11 protein-coding genes are annotated in these 14,616 nt (G+C 61.4%); 5 read left to right on the top strand and 6 right to left on the bottom strand.

The annotated features are described in order from the left end of the window. Positions 1 to 38: 38 nt before the first annotated feature. The 3 genes from MUM_RS0131335 (at position 39) to MUM_RS0131325 (ending at position 4,722) form a co-directional block, all read left to right on the top strand. Positions 39 to 1,013, top strand: a complete 975-nt coding sequence (locus tag MUM_RS0131335; RefSeq protein WP_010176915.1) for a CobW family GTP-binding protein — start codon at positions 39 to 41, stop codon at positions 1,011 to 1,013. Further along, entirely contained in the window at positions 1,010 to 2,182 is a 1,173-nt protein-coding gene (locus MUM_RS0131330) for an ABC transporter substrate-binding protein (RefSeq protein ID WP_010176914.1), read from the top strand. Before MUM_RS0131335 ends, MUM_RS0131330 begins: the two co-directional genes overlap by 4 nt. A gap of 203 nt (positions 2,183 to 2,385) precedes the next feature. Continuing rightward, positions 2,386 to 4,722: a putative bifunctional diguanylate cyclase/phosphodiesterase gene (locus tag MUM_RS0131325; RefSeq protein WP_010176913.1), complete on the top strand. Its 2,337-nt coding sequence runs from the start codon at positions 2,386 to 2,388 to the stop codon at positions 4,720 to 4,722. Positions 4,723 to 4,783: 61 nt separating this feature from the next. Here MUM_RS0131325 and MUM_RS0131320 read toward each other — a convergent pair whose 3' ends face one another. Beyond that, the gene (locus MUM_RS0131320) at positions 4,784 to 7,201 is read right to left on the bottom strand and encodes a glucose/quinate/shikimate family membrane-bound PQQ-dependent dehydrogenase (protein ID WP_010176912.1); all 2,418 of its coding nucleotides are present in this window, start codon (positions 7,199 to 7,201) and stop codon (positions 4,784 to 4,786) included. Positions 7,202 to 7,302: 101 nt separating this feature from the next. Continuing rightward, positions 7,303 to 8,640: a carbohydrate porin gene (locus MUM_RS0131315; RefSeq protein ID WP_010176911.1), complete on the bottom strand. Its 1,338-nt coding sequence runs from the start codon at positions 8,638 to 8,640 to the stop codon at positions 7,303 to 7,305. On the opposite strand from MUM_RS0131315, the gene MUM_RS1000000134855 reads away from it, so the two are divergent. Next, positions 8,626 to 9,321, top strand: a complete 696-nt coding sequence (locus tag MUM_RS1000000134855) for a hypothetical protein (RefSeq protein ID WP_010176910.1) — start codon at positions 8,626 to 8,628, stop codon at positions 9,319 to 9,321. The genes MUM_RS0131315 and MUM_RS1000000134855 overlap by 15 nt on opposite strands. A gap of 44 nt (positions 9,322 to 9,365) precedes the next feature. On the opposite strand, the gene MUM_RS0131305 is transcribed toward MUM_RS1000000134855, so the two are convergent. Together MUM_RS0131305 and MUM_RS0131300 are read right to left on the bottom strand one after the other, a co-directional pair. After that, complete coding sequence (locus MUM_RS0131305) at positions 9,366 to 10,616, bottom strand: 2-aminoadipate transaminase (RefSeq protein ID WP_010176909.1); 1,251 nt, start codon at positions 10,614 to 10,616, stop codon at positions 9,366 to 9,368. 89 nt (positions 10,617 to 10,705) lie between these two features. Further along, positions 10,706 to 11,572 carry a LysR substrate-binding domain-containing protein gene (locus MUM_RS0131300; RefSeq protein ID WP_207201799.1) on the bottom strand — a complete coding sequence of 289 codons (867 nt, stop codon included), beginning with the start codon at positions 11,570 to 11,572 and terminating at the stop codon, positions 10,706 to 10,708. Positions 11,573 to 11,767: 195 nt separating this feature from the next. On the opposite strand from MUM_RS0131300, the gene MUM_RS0131295 reads away from it, so the two are divergent. After that, positions 11,768 to 12,796, top strand: coding sequence for an amino acid ABC transporter substrate-binding protein (locus MUM_RS0131295; RefSeq protein ID WP_010176907.1), 1,029 nt, complete (start codon positions 11,768 to 11,770; stop codon positions 12,794 to 12,796). Positions 12,797 to 12,800: 4 nt separating this feature from the next. Here the strand turns inward: MUM_RS0131295 and MUM_RS0131290 are convergent, their stop codons facing one another. Then, positions 12,801 to 13,814, bottom strand: coding sequence for a sensor domain-containing diguanylate cyclase (locus tag MUM_RS0131290; RefSeq protein WP_029616175.1), 1,014 nt, complete (start codon positions 13,812 to 13,814; stop codon positions 12,801 to 12,803). Between the two features lie 182 nt (positions 13,815 to 13,996). Further along, complete coding sequence (locus tag MUM_RS0131285) at positions 13,997 to 14,305, bottom strand: helix-turn-helix domain-containing protein (protein WP_010176905.1); 309 nt, start codon at positions 14,303 to 14,305, stop codon at positions 13,997 to 13,999. Positions 14,306 to 14,616 lie beyond the last annotated feature (311 nt).

Genomic DNA, 14,616 nt, shown 5'->3' with positions numbered 1-14,616 from the left:
AAGCCGGGCTCCTACAGGGGCATCATTGAGGTAGAAATATGAGCATCGCTCTAAACGTCATCACCGGCTTCCTCGGCAGCGGCAAGACCACCTTGCTCAAGCGCCTGCTGCAAGGCGAAAGCCTCGGCGATACGGCGTTGCTGATCAACGAATTCGGCGACGTCGGCATCGACCATCTGTTGCTGGAAGAGGTCGCGCCGGACACGGTGCTGCTGCCCAGCGGTTGCGTCTGCTGTTCGATTCGCGGCGAGTTGAAAGACGCCTTGCTCGGCCTGTTGCAGCGCCGCGAGCGCGGCGAGATTCCCGCCTTCAAGCGGGTGATCCTGGAAACCACCGGCCTGGCCGACCCGGCGCCGATCCTTGCCACCTTGAACAACGACGTTCAACTGCGCGGGCGCTTTCATATCGGCCTGGTGGTGACACTGGTAGACGCCAGTCACGCTGCCTTGCAAGAACGCCTGCACCCGGAATGGCTGGCGCAGGTGGCCGCCGCCGATCGCCTGCTGTTGAGCAAGACCGACCTCGTCGAAGACTGCGACTCGCTGCGCGCGCACTTGCAGGCACTGAACGCCGGTACGCCGATCCTCAACACCTGCGATATCGACAGCGGTGAACAACTGCTGCTCGGCGAAGGCTTGCGCAGCGCCGAACCGGCGGCGGAAGTCAGCCGCTGGAAACTCCATCAAACCACCGCCGCCAACCATGGCGCGGCGCAGGTCTGCTGCCTGACCTTCGATCAGCCGCTGGATTGGGTCGGCTTCGGGGTCTGGTTATCGATGCTGTTAAGATGCCACGGCGAACGTATTCTTCGCGTCAAAGGACTGCTCAACGTGAACGCAAGTTTGGCTCCCATCGTTATCCATGGCGTGCAGCACTGCCTGCATGCACCGGTTCACCTGCCCGCCTGGCCGGGAACCGACCGGCAATCGCGCCTGGTGTTTATCCTGCGTGGCCTCGACCCCGCGTTGCTGCGCCGCTCCTTTGAAGTGTTCTCCAGAAGGTTCGCCGCATGATCACGCTTCGCGTCCTCGGCACGTCGGTGACCTTGCTGGAAACCTTGCGTGTGCGCGCCGAACAGGAGCTGGGCATTCGCCTGGTGTACCAGGTGCACGACGTCGAGCAGGCCCAGCGCATCGCGGTGATGCAGCCCGACAGCTACGACCTCTACGACCAGTGGTTTCACAACGTCGACTTCGTGTGGCCGGCGCGGGCGATCCAGCCGATCGACACCCGGCGCATCGCGCTGTGGCACGAGATCAATGACCTGCCCAAGCGCGGCCGCCTGTCTGCCAACGACCGCCTGGGCAGCGGCAGTGTGCCCAGCGAGCGCTTGTTCGTGCAGCACGACGGCAGCCTCGGCAGCACCGTCACCGAACGCATCAGCATGCTGCCCCTGACCCACAACGCCGACAGTTTTGCCTACCGTCCCGAGCGCCTGCCTGAGGGGTTCAACCGCGCCAACGAGAGCTGGGGCTGGCTGCTGGACCCGGCCTGGGGGGCGCGTACCGCGCTGCAAAGTGACGCCGCCATCGGTGCCCTCGACGCCGCGCTGGCGGTGCAGGGCGCGGGGCTGGCGAGCTTCAAGGACATCGGCAACATGAGCATCGAAGAGATCGATGTGCTGGCCGATATCCTGGTGCGCAAGCAGAAGGAAGGGCACTTCGCGGCGTTCTGGTCCGACGACGAAGAAGCGGCGCAACTGATGCTCAGCCCGAGCATCGACATCCAGAGTTTGTGGTCTCCGACCTTGATGCGCCTGCACCGGGCCGGGGTCAAATACCGCCTGGCGGTGCCCCGTGAAGGCTATCGCGCCTGGTTCGGCGGGTTGTCGTTGTCGCGCCATGCCAAGGGCCCGGTGCTGGACGCGGCCTATGCCTACCTCAACTGGTGGCTGTCCGGCTGGCCCGGCGCGGTGATGGCGCGCCAGGGGTATTACATCGGCAACCCGGCCCGTAGCCGCGATCACCTGAGCAGTGCCGAATGGGACTACTGGTACGCCGGCCTGCCTGCGCGGGAGGAGCTGTTGGGCAGCGACGGCTTGCCGCTGATCGATGTGGGCGAAGTGCGTGACGGCGGCTCCTATGAGCAGCGCATGGGGCATATCGCGGTGTGGAACTCGGTGATGGACGAGCACAACTACCTGGTGCGGCGCTGGGGCGACTTCATGCGGGCGCGGACGTAAGTACAGCGCTATGTCGCCAAATTAATGGCACTTAAGCTCCCGTATTTATTGGGTGCACTTCTGCTCTTGCACAGCTAATCTGGATAATTCAAATATCCCTTCAAAAAGGATATTTATTTGACGCCGGTCAGCTATCGCGAGGGACGCGCATGACGAAGGGACGTTTCGGCTGGAGGGGGCAGGCGCTGCCAGAGGGCAACAAAATGAGGTGGCGCCATACGTTTCAAACCCGGATCGCCGGGGTGCTGGCGCTGCTGTTGCTGGTGGTCGTGGCCGCGGTGTATTTCGCGGTGAAGACCGCGACCAACCGCGCCGTGGAAAACCAGGCCCAAGTGCAACTGGAAACCGGCAGCCAGGTGTTCGAACGTTTGCTCGACCTGCGGGGCCGGCGCCTGCAATACGGCTTGAACTGGCTGACGGCAGACTTGCCCTTCCGCCAGTCGGTCACCGAGGGCGAGCCCGCCGCGATTCTCGCTGCCCTGCGCCGGCACGGCACCGGCCTGACGTCCAGTGAAGTGTTTGTGCTGGGCCTCGACGGCCAGGTGATGATCAGCACGTTACAGGCGCTGACGCCCGGCCAGGCCTTTCCCTACAACGATGCCTTGCGCCAGGCCCGGCGCAGTGGCCTGCAAATGTTGATCGTGGCCCTCGATGGCCGGCCTTTTCTGCTGGTGCAGCAGGAAGTGGTCGATCTGGCACCGATTGCCCGTGTTGCCATGGGCTTTCCCATGGACGAAGTGTTTGCCAGTGAATTGCGCTCCATGAGCAACCTGGAAGTCTCGTTCATCAGTGTGCAGCAGGGCCAGCCCGGCGAATTGTTCAGCACCCAGCCCGAGGCGTTCCAGGCCTCGATTGCCAGCGACTTGCAGGCCCCGTACATCAACCCTGTGCCGCAACTGAACCTGTTTCACGGCCAGCGTTATCTCAGCCAGGTACTGCCCCTGGGCAACACCGCAGACGGCGGTGAAGTGCGGGTGCTTCTGCAAAGTCCGCTGGACCACGCCCTCGAATCCTTCGCGCCGCTGGACCGGCAGTTTCTCGCGATCGCCCTGGTGGTGCTGCTGGTGTCACTGGCGGGCGCGTTGTTTCTGGCACGGCGGGTGTCGCGCCCGCTCAATGCGCTGGTCGAGGCGGCCGAACGTATCGGCGCCGGTGACTACCGCACGCCGGTGCGGGTTCGCAGCCATGATGAGTTCGGCCTGCTGGCCCAGGCCTTCAACGCCATGCAAACCGGGATCGCCGTGCGCGAGCGGCAACTGGCCCACAACGCCCTGCACGACCCGCTTACCGGCCTGCCCAACCGCGCGCTGGCCATGGAGCGCCTGGGCAGCGCTATCAGCGCGGGCCGGCCCGTGGTGTTGCTGTACCTGGGCATTGAAAACTACCGGGTGATCAACGAAGGCTATGGCCCGGAAGGCGTGGAAGAGATGCTCCGCGAAGCCAGCCGCTGCCTGCTGTCGAGCCTGTCGGCCAGCGACACCGCCGCACGCATCACCGGCAGCGAGTTCTTGCTGCTGCTGGAAAACACCGAGATCGACCGTGTCGTGGCTCTGGCTGACCGCTTGTATGGGCTGCTGACCGAGCCCCAGCGCATCGGCGGCGATGAACTGCGCCACGAAGTGAGCATCGGCATCGCCGCTTACCCGGCCGACGGCCAGCAAGTTGAAGAACTGATCAGCCGCGCGGCCATTGCCCGTCACGATGCAGCGGCCTTGCCAGGCTATTTGCAGATCTACCAACAGGACCGCGACCTTGCTCATCAACGCCAGATCAGCCTGATCCGCGACCTGCGCCGGGCGGCGGCGGAGGGCGAGTTGTACCTGTGTTATCAGCCCAAGCTCGACCTGACCCACGGCCATGTGCGCCAGGCCGAAGCGCTGCTGCGATGGCAGCATCCGACCCTCGGGCTGGTGTCGCCCGCCGAATTCATTCCCCTGGCCGAGCGCACCGGCAGCATGGGCAGCCTGACCCACTGGGTGATCGAAGAAGCCATTCGGCAACTGGCCGAGTGGGAGGTGCGCGGATTGCAGGTGCAGTTGTCGGTGAACATCTCGGTGGACGACCTGGCCGATGACGGCCTGGCCCTGCGGGTGACCGAGTTGTTGGCACACTACCGTGTATCGGCCCGGCAACTGATTTTCGAAATCACCGAAAGCGCGATCATGCACAACCCGGCCCAGGCCCTCAGCGTGCTCGAGCAACTTCGCGGCTGTGGCATCAGCCTGTCGGTGGACGACTTCGGCACCGGCTATTCATCGCTGGCGCAACTGCAACGCCTGCCGGTGCAGGAGCTGAAGATCGACCAGTCGTTCGTGCGCAACCTCGACAGCACTTCCGGCGACGGGGTGATCGTGCGCTCGACCATCGAGATGAGCCACAACCTGGGGCTCAAGGTGGTGGCCGAAGGCGTGGAGTTCGAGCCGAGCCTCAAGCTGCTCAAGCTCTGGAAGTGCGACACGGCCCAGGGTTATCTGATCAGCCGGCCGCTGAATGCCATGGCGTTTGAAATGTGGATGCGCCGCGAGCGGGTGCCGGTGTAAACGCCACAAAAAAAGGCGGCTACCCATGAGGTAGCCGCCTTTTTCTTACCGCCGGTTTTACTTAATCCGGCAGTTTGAACGCCATCACATAGTCACCCTGCTTGGTGCCCAGGGAACCATGACCGCCGGCCATGACCAGCACGTACTGCTTGCCGTCCTTGCCGGTGTAGGTCATCGGTGTGGTTTGCGCGCCTGCTGGCAGGCGGCCTTCCCACAACTGCTTGCCGTTTTTCACGTCATAGGCACGCAGGTACTGGTCAAGGGTACCGCTGAGGAAGGACACGCCACCGGCGGTGGTGAAGGTCCCGCCCAGGCTTGGTACGCCCATGGTCAGTGGGATCGGAACCGGCGAGCTGTCACGCACGGTGCCGTTTTTGTGCATCCAGATGGTCTGGTGGTTGGTCAGGTCGACCGCGGCCACATAACCCCACGCCGGCGCCTGGCACGGCAGGCCCAGTGGCGACAGCATGGCTTCGAGGATCACACCGTATGGCGCGCCTTTGTTTGGCTGCACGCCTTCGGTTTCGCTGACACGCGGACCTTGCTTGGCAATGTCGGCGGCCGGGATCAGTTTCGATTTGAACGCCATGTAGCTCGGGTTCACGAAGGCAATCTGGCGAACCGGGTCAACGGAAATGCCGCCCCAGTCGAACACACCGAAGTTACCCGGGTAAACGATCGAACCTTGCAGCGATGGCGGAGTGAACGGACCGTCGTAGCGCATGGATTTGAAGTCAATCCGGCACAGCATCTGGTCGAACGGCGTCACGCCCCACATGTCACGCTCCTTGAGGGGCGGTGGCATGAAGTTCAGGTCGGATTTCGGTTGGGTCGGTGCGGTGTGATCGCCGGCCACTGCGCCTTGCGGTACAGGGATTTCATTGATCGGTACTACAGGCTGACCGTTCGAACGGTCGATCACATAGATGCTGCCTTGTTTGGTCGACGCCATGACCGCTTGTTTCACTCCTTCAGCGGTCTTGATGTCGATCAGCGAAGGCTGGCCGCCCACGTCCATGTCCCACAGGTCATGGTGAGTGAACTGGAAGGTCCACTTCACGTGGCCGCTGTCGATGTCCAGGGCGGTGAGGCCGGCGCTGTACTTCTCGGAGTCCGGAGTCCGGTCGCCGCCGTACTGGTCGGGCATCTGGTTACCCATCGGCAGGTAGAGCATGCCGAGTTTTTCGTCGACCGCGAACATCGACCACATGTTTGGCGAGTTGCGGGTGTAGGTCTTGCCCTCGGCCAACGGGGTGGTGTCGTCCGGGTTGCCGCTGTCCCAGTTCCACACCAGCTTGCCGGTGTGCACGTCGAACGCGCGGATCACGCCGCTAGGCTCGTCGGTGGAGACGTTGTCGGTCACGTGACCGCCGATCACCACCAGGTTCTTGGTGACGGCCGGTGGCGAGGTAGAGTAGTAACCGCCCGGGGCGAAGGTGCCGATGTTGGCACGCAGGTCGATCTGGCCTTTGTCACCGAAGTCTTCGCACATCTTGCCGGTGTCGGCGTTCAGGGCGATCAGACGGGTGTCGGCGGTCGGTACGAAGATGCGTTTCGGGCAGGCATTCGGCGCGGCGGCCGGGCTGGCGCTGCCAGTCGGGCTCTGCTCGGAAGCGTAGACCGCGTCATCGTGATACGACACGCCACGGCAGGTCATGTGCGCCCAACCCTTGAAGTTGGCAGCCCCTTCGCTGCTGATCTTCGGGTCGAAACGCCAGATTTCCTTGCCGGTGTCCGGGTCCAGGGCAATCACCTGGCTGTGCGGGGTGCACACGTAGAGCATGCCGTTGACTTTCAGCGGGGTGTTTTCCGCGGTGGTTTCACCGGGATCGCCTGGGCCAGGAATGTCGCCCGTACGGTACGTCCAGGCTGGCACCAGCTTGTGGGCGTTTTCCGGGGTGATCTGCGCCAGAGGCGAGTAGCGATCACCAAAGGCCGAGCGGCCATAAGAGTTCCAGTCACCATCAGCCTGGGCGGGAGCAGCGCTCGCCATGCCAGGAACCGCATCGCGGTCCAGTTGGCCTTTCTTGACCAGTGCACCCGGGTCGGTGAATTGGCTGGCCAAGGCAGCGGCGCCTGCCAGCACGACAGCGACGCTCAGGGCGCCAGTGCCCAGCGGCGCGGCTTGGCCACGCAGCAACGGACGGCGGAACCACGGGAGCAGCATGACGATGCCGAGGGCGAACAGCAGGGCCAGGCGCGGCACCAGTTGCCACCAGTCCAGGCCGACTTCCCACAGCGCCCAGACGGTGCTGGCAAACAGCACCAGTGCGTACAAGCCCAGCGCCGCGCGGCGTGTCGCCAGCAGCAACAGGCCTGTAACGGTGATGCCGAGACCGGCCAGCAGGTAATACAGCGACCCGCCGAGCATGCTCAGCTTGATCCCCCCGGCCAACAAGGCCAGGCCCATTATCAGCAGCAAGATCCCCAGCAGCCTGGGCAGCAGGCGACTTGGACTTGAAGCACCATCAGTGCTCATAGTGTGGTTCTCCGTTACGTTTTGAATTGATTGCGCACAGTTCACTGTAGATGACGTTCCGGCGCAGGCATGGTTCAGGGCAAATAAGGTTTATTCAGAAATCAGAAGGAACTTTGCAGCTTGATCCCGCCGATCAGCGCGTCATCCACCTGGGCCACGGCCCCGGGATGACGGATGTATTGCAGGTTCGGGCGCACCGTCAGCCAGTTCGTGACGTGCACGCCGTAATAGAGTTCGGCGCTGTATTCGGTGTGTTGCAGGGGCAGGTAGGCCGGGTCATCGAAGTCGAAGACGGCGCGGGCCTGGTTGCTGGCCTCGGCGTTCTTGCGATAGGCCGGGTTGACGTGCACCCGCGCCACGGCAAAGCCGATATCGTCCTTCGCGCGTGCGTCGAACAGGCCCTTGTAGACCACGCCGGCCTGCACGTAGTTATCCACAGCGTTGGTTTTCTTGTCGTGCATCGTGCCGTTGGCGAACACGCTCAGGCCCCGCGAGTGGTCGCTGGCCAGGCTGGTGACTTGCTGCTGCACGCCCAGCCACACCCCGTGCTTGCTGGAGGCGCTGCGGTAGGCTTCGCCGCTGAGGGCCGCCGGCTGGTCGTTGCGGTCTTTATAGACATCGCTGGCCTTGGCGCTGCTGTAGTAGTACCCGGCGCGGTATTCGCCGGGCAGGCCGTTGAGCGTGGGGGTCCACACCAGTTCAACCGGGAGCAGGGTGCCCTGGGTGCCGCTGCCACTGAGCTTGAAGCCATTGCCGCGATCCAGGTTGGACGGGTTCTGTTCATAGGCGCCGACCTGGGCGTAAAGCTCGGGCGTCAGGTGATATTTGACCCGCAGTGCCCACTGGCTCACCGGCCAGTTGTACCAGATGCTGCCCACCCAGTTGCCGACCTGCGAGCCGCAGAACGCCAGGTTCTGGAAGTCGCAGGGGAAGCTGTTGAAGTCTTCGCCTTCGCCAAAACGGCCGGCCTTGATGTCGAGCTTCTGGTCGAAGAATTTCTGCTGGTACCACATCTGCGTCAGGCGCCAGGTCTGGCCGCGCCCCCAGACTTCCTGGGACGAGGTGAACCCGCTCACACGTGGATCGTTGACCCGGTCATTGGTGATGTTGTTGCCGCTGCGCTCGGTCACCGTCAACTGGAACTCGGCGTCGTGCCAGCCGAGGATTTTCTGCAGGTCCAGGTGCGTGCCCAGGCCGAACTGATCGCTGTAGCGTGCGGTGCGGTCATGGTTTGAGCCGCCGTGCAGGTTGCTGCCCATCTCGCCGGTGTAGTCGAATTTGAAGTCGTAGCCCTGTTGAGACAGCGCTGTCCGGGTACCGCCGAAATCACCCAGCATCCACGGTGATTCAGCGTCAAAGGCAGGTGCAGCCTGGGCACACGTGGCCAGACCGAAAGGCAGCAGCGCAGCGCACAGGCGCAGATTTTGGAAAGCAGGCATAGGCAAAATGGGGTCTTAATATTTTATGGTTTTGAAACGCAAACAGCGGCCTGGCGCGTTCACACAAAGGCGCTGGACGCGGGCAGTCGATGGTTTGATGAGAATGATGAAACGTTTCAGTTTGTTACTGACAAGGATAATGCCCCGACGCGGGGAGAGAAAGGGCTAAACGGAAGATGGATTCTTTCGGATTTGGTAATAGTGGGCTGGGTTGTTGGATTTGGTATCAAACTGTTCATTGGTTTGGGGTTGATAGCGTGGTTATCTGCGTCACCAAAACGGATGGGGGCGACATGGATGCGAAAGCAACACGGGGTGAACAAGGGGCATATTCGTCATGAGTATCGGCAAGCCTCGTTACCCGAGAATATCCACAAAGGCAGAGGAGGAAACGACTTGGAAAAGCGTATTGATACGATTGAAAAAGCACTCCCTGATATACGTGATCGGCTTTCGCGAGTAGAGACGAAGCTCGATGGCATAAAAGAACAGATGGTGACCAAGGCTGACCTGATCGCCACAAGGGCCGACTTTCGTGAAGACACATCAGGGCTGCGTCTTGAGATCTCCAATTTCAGGACAGACATGCAATCAATGGAAACCCGTGTCCTCAAATGGTTTGTCGGAACCGCTGGCGTTCTGTCTGCCATTGCATTTGGCGTCGCTCGACTTGTCCACTGACGCTTTCCTTTTGAAGCCGGGCTCCCTGCCGGGCTTTTTGGTTGCTAAGCCAACTTCACCAAACACCCCTCAAGAATATCCAGCCCTTCCTCCAGCACTGCCGCCTCAATGGTCAACGGCGCCAACAGCCGAATGATGTGCCGCGATTTGCCACTGGGCATCAGCAGCAAACCCGCGTCGCGAGCGAGGGCCAGCAGTTGGGTGAGTTGTTGTGGCGCCGGGCTGCCGTCGGCATTGGCCAGTTCGATGCCGCGCATGGCGCCGACACCCGTCAATCGACCGAGATACGGGGAAAGCTTTTTCGAACGCCACGCTTCATATCGGCTGACGATGGCTTCTTCCTGTTGCGCGCCCCAATTTTGCAGGTGCTCGTCAGTCATTTCATCCAGTGTGGCCAACGCCGCCGCGCAGGCGATCGGATTGCCGGAGTAGGTGCCGCCCAGGCCGCCTTTGGGCAGGTTGTCGAGCAACGATTTGCGCCCGACCACCGCGCCCAGCGGTACGCCGCCAGCGATGCTTTTGCCCAACAGAATCAGGTCCGGCTCGATGCCCAGGCGAGAGAAGGCAAAACGCTGGCCGGTACGACCGAAGCCGGACTGGATTTCATCGGCAATCAGCAGGATGTTTTTTTCGTCGCAGAAGCGTCGCAGGGCCTGGGCGAATTCCACGTCCAGGGTCAGGAAGCCGCCTTCACCCTGCACCGGCTCGATGATGAAACACGCCACATCGTTGACGTCGATTTCCACGCTGAACAGCCGGTCCATCGCCTTGAGTGCTTCGTTGCAGGTCACGCCGTTGTCGCGGCTGGGGTAGGGCAGATGGAACACCGGCCCCGGCAGCACGCCGACTTTTTGCTTGTAGGGCGCGACTTTGCCATTGAGGTTCAAGGTGGCCAGTGTGCGCCCGTGAAACGCACCGTCAAAGGCAATCACAGCGGTCCGGCCCGTGGCGCCCCGGACGATTTTCAAGGCGTTTTCCGCAGCTTCCGCCCCACTGTTGGTGAGCATGCCGCTGACTGGGTAATCCACCGGGATGAAGGCAGTGAGGCGATCCATCAGTTCGATGTACGGCGCGTGAGGCACAGCGTTGAAGGCGTAGTGGGTGAGCTTGGTCGCCTGCTCGCGAATCGCCTCGACCACACGCGGGTTGCAGTGGCCCAGGTTGAGCACGCCGATGCCGCCGATGAAGTCGATGAAGCGCTTGCCGGTGGTGTCCCAGACTTCGGCGTTCTTGCCATGGCTGAGGCTGATGGGGTGGACGATGGAAATCGACTGGCTGATGGTTTCGCGGCTCATGGATCCGGGACTCAAGAAGGGGATGCGTCCTTTTATCTAAGCCGTGAGCCGCCTCGCCCCGCAAACGAAATAAAGTCGCCGGGTCATTATTAAAAGTCGGGATGTGCTGTGGCGTACTCCACCATCCAGTTCAAAAACGCCTTCACTTTCGGGATCTCCCCGGCATGTTCGGCGTGGGCGATAAAGTGCGCACCGGCGCTGGGCATCGTGTAGTCCCAGGGGATCATCAGGCTGCCGTTCGCCAATTCCTCGGCCACCAGGTACTGCGGCACCAACGCTACGCCATACCCGGATTGCGCCGCGCGGATGCACATGTAGAACGTGTCAAAACGCGGCCCGTGGTAGCTGTTCTGCGAGTGCAGGCCTTGTTCCAGAAACCACGCGTGCCAGGCCTCGGGACGCGAGGTGCATTGCAGCAACGTGTGGCGGGAGGAGGCGTCGCTGCCGGCGGCGACAAACCCGGGGGCGCACACCGGCACCACGGCTTCGCGAAACAACTCGATGCAGGTTGCTCCCGGCCACGATCCCTGGCCGAAGAAAAACGCGATATCCGCCTTGGCCTGCAACACGTCGAAGGGCTCCAGTTCGTTGCGCACGTCCAGGTGGATAGTGGGATGGCGTGCAGCAAAATCCTTGAGCTTGGGCACCAGCCAGCGGTCACCGAAGGTCGGCTGGGTGGCGATCCGCAGCACTTCGGTCTCGCCACCGTAGGTCAGGATGTAGCGGCTGGAAATATCCACCTGGTTGAGGATCTTGCGCACTTCTTCCAGGTACAGCGAGCCCGCCGGCGACAGGTACAAACGCTGGCGAACCCGCTGGAACAGCGGATGGCAGAGCATCTCTTCCAGCTGCGCCACCTGCTTGCTCACCGCACTCTGGGTCAGGTGCAGTTCTTCGGCGGCGCGGGTAAAACTCAGGTGGCGGGCGGCGGCTTCGAAGCACTGCAGGGCCGTCATCGAAGGGGTCAAGCGTTTGGATATCACGGGATCGCAGATCCTTTTAAATAGCCGAGTTCATTCCAAATCGGAAGGAGCCTAAGCCTAAACGTCGTTTGTGGCCAAGGTGTAAAGCCGTTGATACTGACCGGCAACACTATAAACCGGCGCGGGTTTTTGGCGCCGAATAATAAAGATCGACAGGGAGTGCCTTGCATGAAGAACGTGAAATCCACTTTGGCGGCATTCACCGCCGCCGCCGTATTGGGCCTGACCGGGACTGCTCACGCAGGGGCGACCCTGGACGCGATCCAGAAGAAAGGGTTTATCCAGTGCGGCGTCAGCGACGGCTTGCCGGGCTTCGGCGTGCCGGACGCCAATGGCAAGATGACCGGCATCGATGTGGACGTGTGCCACGCCGTCGCCGCCGCGCTGTTCGGTGATGCGTCGAAAGTGAAGTTCAGCCAGCTGACCGCCAAGGAGCGGTTCACTGCGCTGCAGTCCGGCGAGATCGACCTGATTTCCCGTAACACCACCTGGACCAGTTCCCGCGACGCCGGCATGGGCATGGTGTTCACTGGCGTAACCTACTACGACGGCATCGGGTTTCTGGTGAACACCAAACTCGGCGTGAAGAGTGCCAAGGACCTGGACGGCGCGACCATCTGCATCCAGGCCGGTACCACCACCGAGCTGAACGTCTCGGACTACTTCCGCTCCAACGGCCTGAAGTACACGCCGATCACCTTCGACACCGCCGACGAAAGCGCCAAGGGCCTCGAAGCCGGCCGCTGCGACGTGCTCACCACTGACCAGTCGGGCCTGTATGCCCAGCGGATCAAGATGGCTCACCCGGATGAGTTCGTCGTATTGCCGGAAGTCATTTCCAAGGAGCCCCTGGGGCCACTGGTACGTAAAGGCGATGACGAGTGGTTCAGCATCGTCAAGTGGACCCTGTTCGCCATGCTCAATGCCGAGGAAATGGGCATCACCTCGCAGAACGTCGAGGAGCAGGCCAAGTCCAGCAAGAACCCGGACGTCGCCCGCCTGCTGGGTGCAGACGGTGACTACGGCAAGGATCTGAAACTGCGCAAGGACTGGGTGGTGCAGATCGTCAAGCAAGTGGGCAACTACAGCGAAGTGTTCGAGCGCAATATCGGCCAGGGTAGCGTGCTGAAGATCAAGCGTGGTCTGAACGCTTTGTGGAGCAACGGCGGGATCCAGTACGCGCCGCCGGTTCGTTGAGGCGTCACGAAGACACGGTGTCTTTACCCGCCGCCTTGGAGCGATACAACGCCTGATCGGCCCTGGCCATCAGGCTTGTGGTTGACTCATCGGTGCGCCGTTCCACCACGCCTTGGCTCAACGTCACCTTGAAGCTGCCCACGGCGGGCAGGGCCTTGAGTGCCGTGCGCAACTGCTCGGCCAGTTCCCGGGCAGTTTCCAGCGTGCTTTTGGGGGCGATCACCATAAACTCATCGCCTCCCCAGCGTGCCAGCAAGTCGCCGGGACGCAGGCAGGCTTCGAGGCATTCCACTACATGCACCAGGGCTTCATCGCCGACGGCGTGGCCGTGCTGGTCGTTGATGGGTTTGAAGTCATCAATGTCCATGGCGATCAGCGACAGCGGCAGGCGAAACCGTTGGGCCCGATCGCATTCTTCCACCAGGGCCCGCTCCAGGCGGTAACGATTGGCCACACGGGTCAGGGCGTCGCGTTCGGCCAGGGAGCGGTTTTCATCCAGTTGCAACTGCAGTTGTTGATTGACCCGCGACAGCTCGCGCGTGCGCTCGGCCACCAGGGCTTCCAGGGATTGGTTACGTCGCTCCAGCTGTTCGATGGACTGCTTGCGTGCCTGGATGCTGCGGTGAGCGCCGAGCATACGGGCCACCGAGCCATCATCGTTACGTGCAATCACGTAGCCCCGGTCTTCTATCCACAGGTAGGAGCCGTCTTTCTTGCGGCAGCGATATTCAGCTTGATAGTGAGTGGTGCGGCGGTTGATGTAGTCATCAAACAGCACCATCACATTCGGATAGTCCTCGGGGTGAATCACGTTTTCCCAGGTAAACACGCTGTTTTCCAGGGAGTGATGGGCGTAGCCGAGCATTTCGTACCAGCCGGGGTTGCGGTAGACGAACCCGGTGTTGGCGTTCCAGTCCCAGATCCCGTCGCTGACCAACTCCATGATTGCGTGCAGCATGTCGGCGTTAAGGTCGCAAAAGTCTTTCCTTGACGGTCCGCTGGCGGATGTATCGTCCATTGCGCACTCCCTGCGTGGACTGGCCCCCATGGCCAGCCTAAGTTGACGCCGATACTCCGTGGCTGGCGGTACTGTACAACGGCGCTTTGGCGCTTAGAAGGGGGGCTTTGGTCTAGGCTGGAAGGTGGCTATGAGCCACTATTTTTTGCTGTTTAGTCTGTAGTTCTACGAACTGGCAGTGTTCAAATTATTGCCGGCGCTGCGTCCGGATTCGGCACAAGACGCACTTCAACTCGTTGCCCCAACGCTCGTGCTGCGCTTGCCAGGGTGGCAAGTGTCATGCCTGCATCGTTCTGATCCAGGGCTCTGTCCACTGCCGTACGACTGGTGTGCATGCGCTCAGCCAGTGCCTTTTTGCTGATGTGCTGGGCTTTCATGGCCTCTGCCAGTTGCCAGGCGATCACTCGCTTCAACGCTGCGGCGGAAACCTCCTCAATGAGTCCTTGTTCGTTAAGGAATTCATCAAAGTCGGAACCGATATGTTTTTTCATGAATTGTTCCTCAAAGTTTGGCTTTGCGTCGCTTTGGGCAGTTCCATCAACCACTCACGAACAGGCTCATTTCCGGCATCTGTGCGAAAAAAACTTACGTTTAGTACAAGAGGAATGTCGTTCACAGGCGAGTGTACCAAAAAAGGTTCATCTGACAATCGGCGATTAAAGAGGCTTTTTTCGAAAAAGCCGACCAAAGCGTCGCACGTTGTTCTGTGAGCGAAAGGGACTGAAATATTGCCAAAAATGGCGCGAGAAACTGCGTGTTAAGCAGCTTCCTCAAATTACATGGGAAGGTTGTTTGGCATGAG

The organism is Pseudomonas sp. PAMC 25886 (assembly GCF_000242655.1).
GTDB lineage: Bacteria > Pseudomonadota > Gammaproteobacteria > Pseudomonadales > Pseudomonadaceae > Aquipseudomonas.
The sequence above is the reverse complement of the archived record's forward strand: the minus strand, read 5'-3'. Positions and strand labels throughout refer to the sequence as shown.

Excerpts from the sequence above, each read along its gene's own strand:
- MUM_RS0131285 (WP_010176905.1), bottom strand. The coding sequence starts at position 14,305 with ATGAAAAAACATATCGGTTCCGACTTTGATGAATTCCTTAACGAACAA.
- MUM_RS0131290 (WP_029616175.1), bottom strand. The coding sequence starts at position 13,814 with ATGGACGATACATCCGCCAGCGGACCGTCAAGGAAAGACTTTTGCGAC.
- MUM_RS0131330 (WP_010176914.1), top strand. The coding sequence starts at position 1,010 with ATGATCACGCTTCGCGTCCTCGGCACGTCGGTGACCTTGCTGGAAACC.
- MUM_RS0131315 (WP_010176911.1), bottom strand. The coding sequence starts at position 8,640 with ATGCCTGCTTTCCAAAATCTGCGCCTGTGCGCTGCGCTGCTGCCTTTC.
- MUM_RS0131335 (WP_010176915.1), top strand. The coding sequence starts at position 39 with ATGAGCATCGCTCTAAACGTCATCACCGGCTTCCTCGGCAGCGGCAAG.
- MUM_RS0131295 (WP_010176907.1), top strand. The coding sequence starts at position 11,768 with ATGAAGAACGTGAAATCCACTTTGGCGGCATTCACCGCCGCCGCCGTA.
- MUM_RS0131300 (WP_207201799.1), bottom strand. The coding sequence starts at position 11,572 with ATGACGGCCCTGCAGTGCTTCGAAGCCGCCGCCCGCCACCTGAGTTTT.
- MUM_RS0131305 (WP_010176909.1), bottom strand. The coding sequence starts at position 10,616 with ATGAGCCGCGAAACCATCAGCCAGTCGATTTCCATCGTCCACCCCATC.
- MUM_RS0131320 (WP_010176912.1), bottom strand. The coding sequence starts at position 7,201 with ATGAGCACTGATGGTGCTTCAAGTCCAAGTCGCCTGCTGCCCAGGCTG.
- MUM_RS0131325 (WP_010176913.1), top strand. The coding sequence starts at position 2,386 with ATGAGGTGGCGCCATACGTTTCAAACCCGGATCGCCGGGGTGCTGGCG.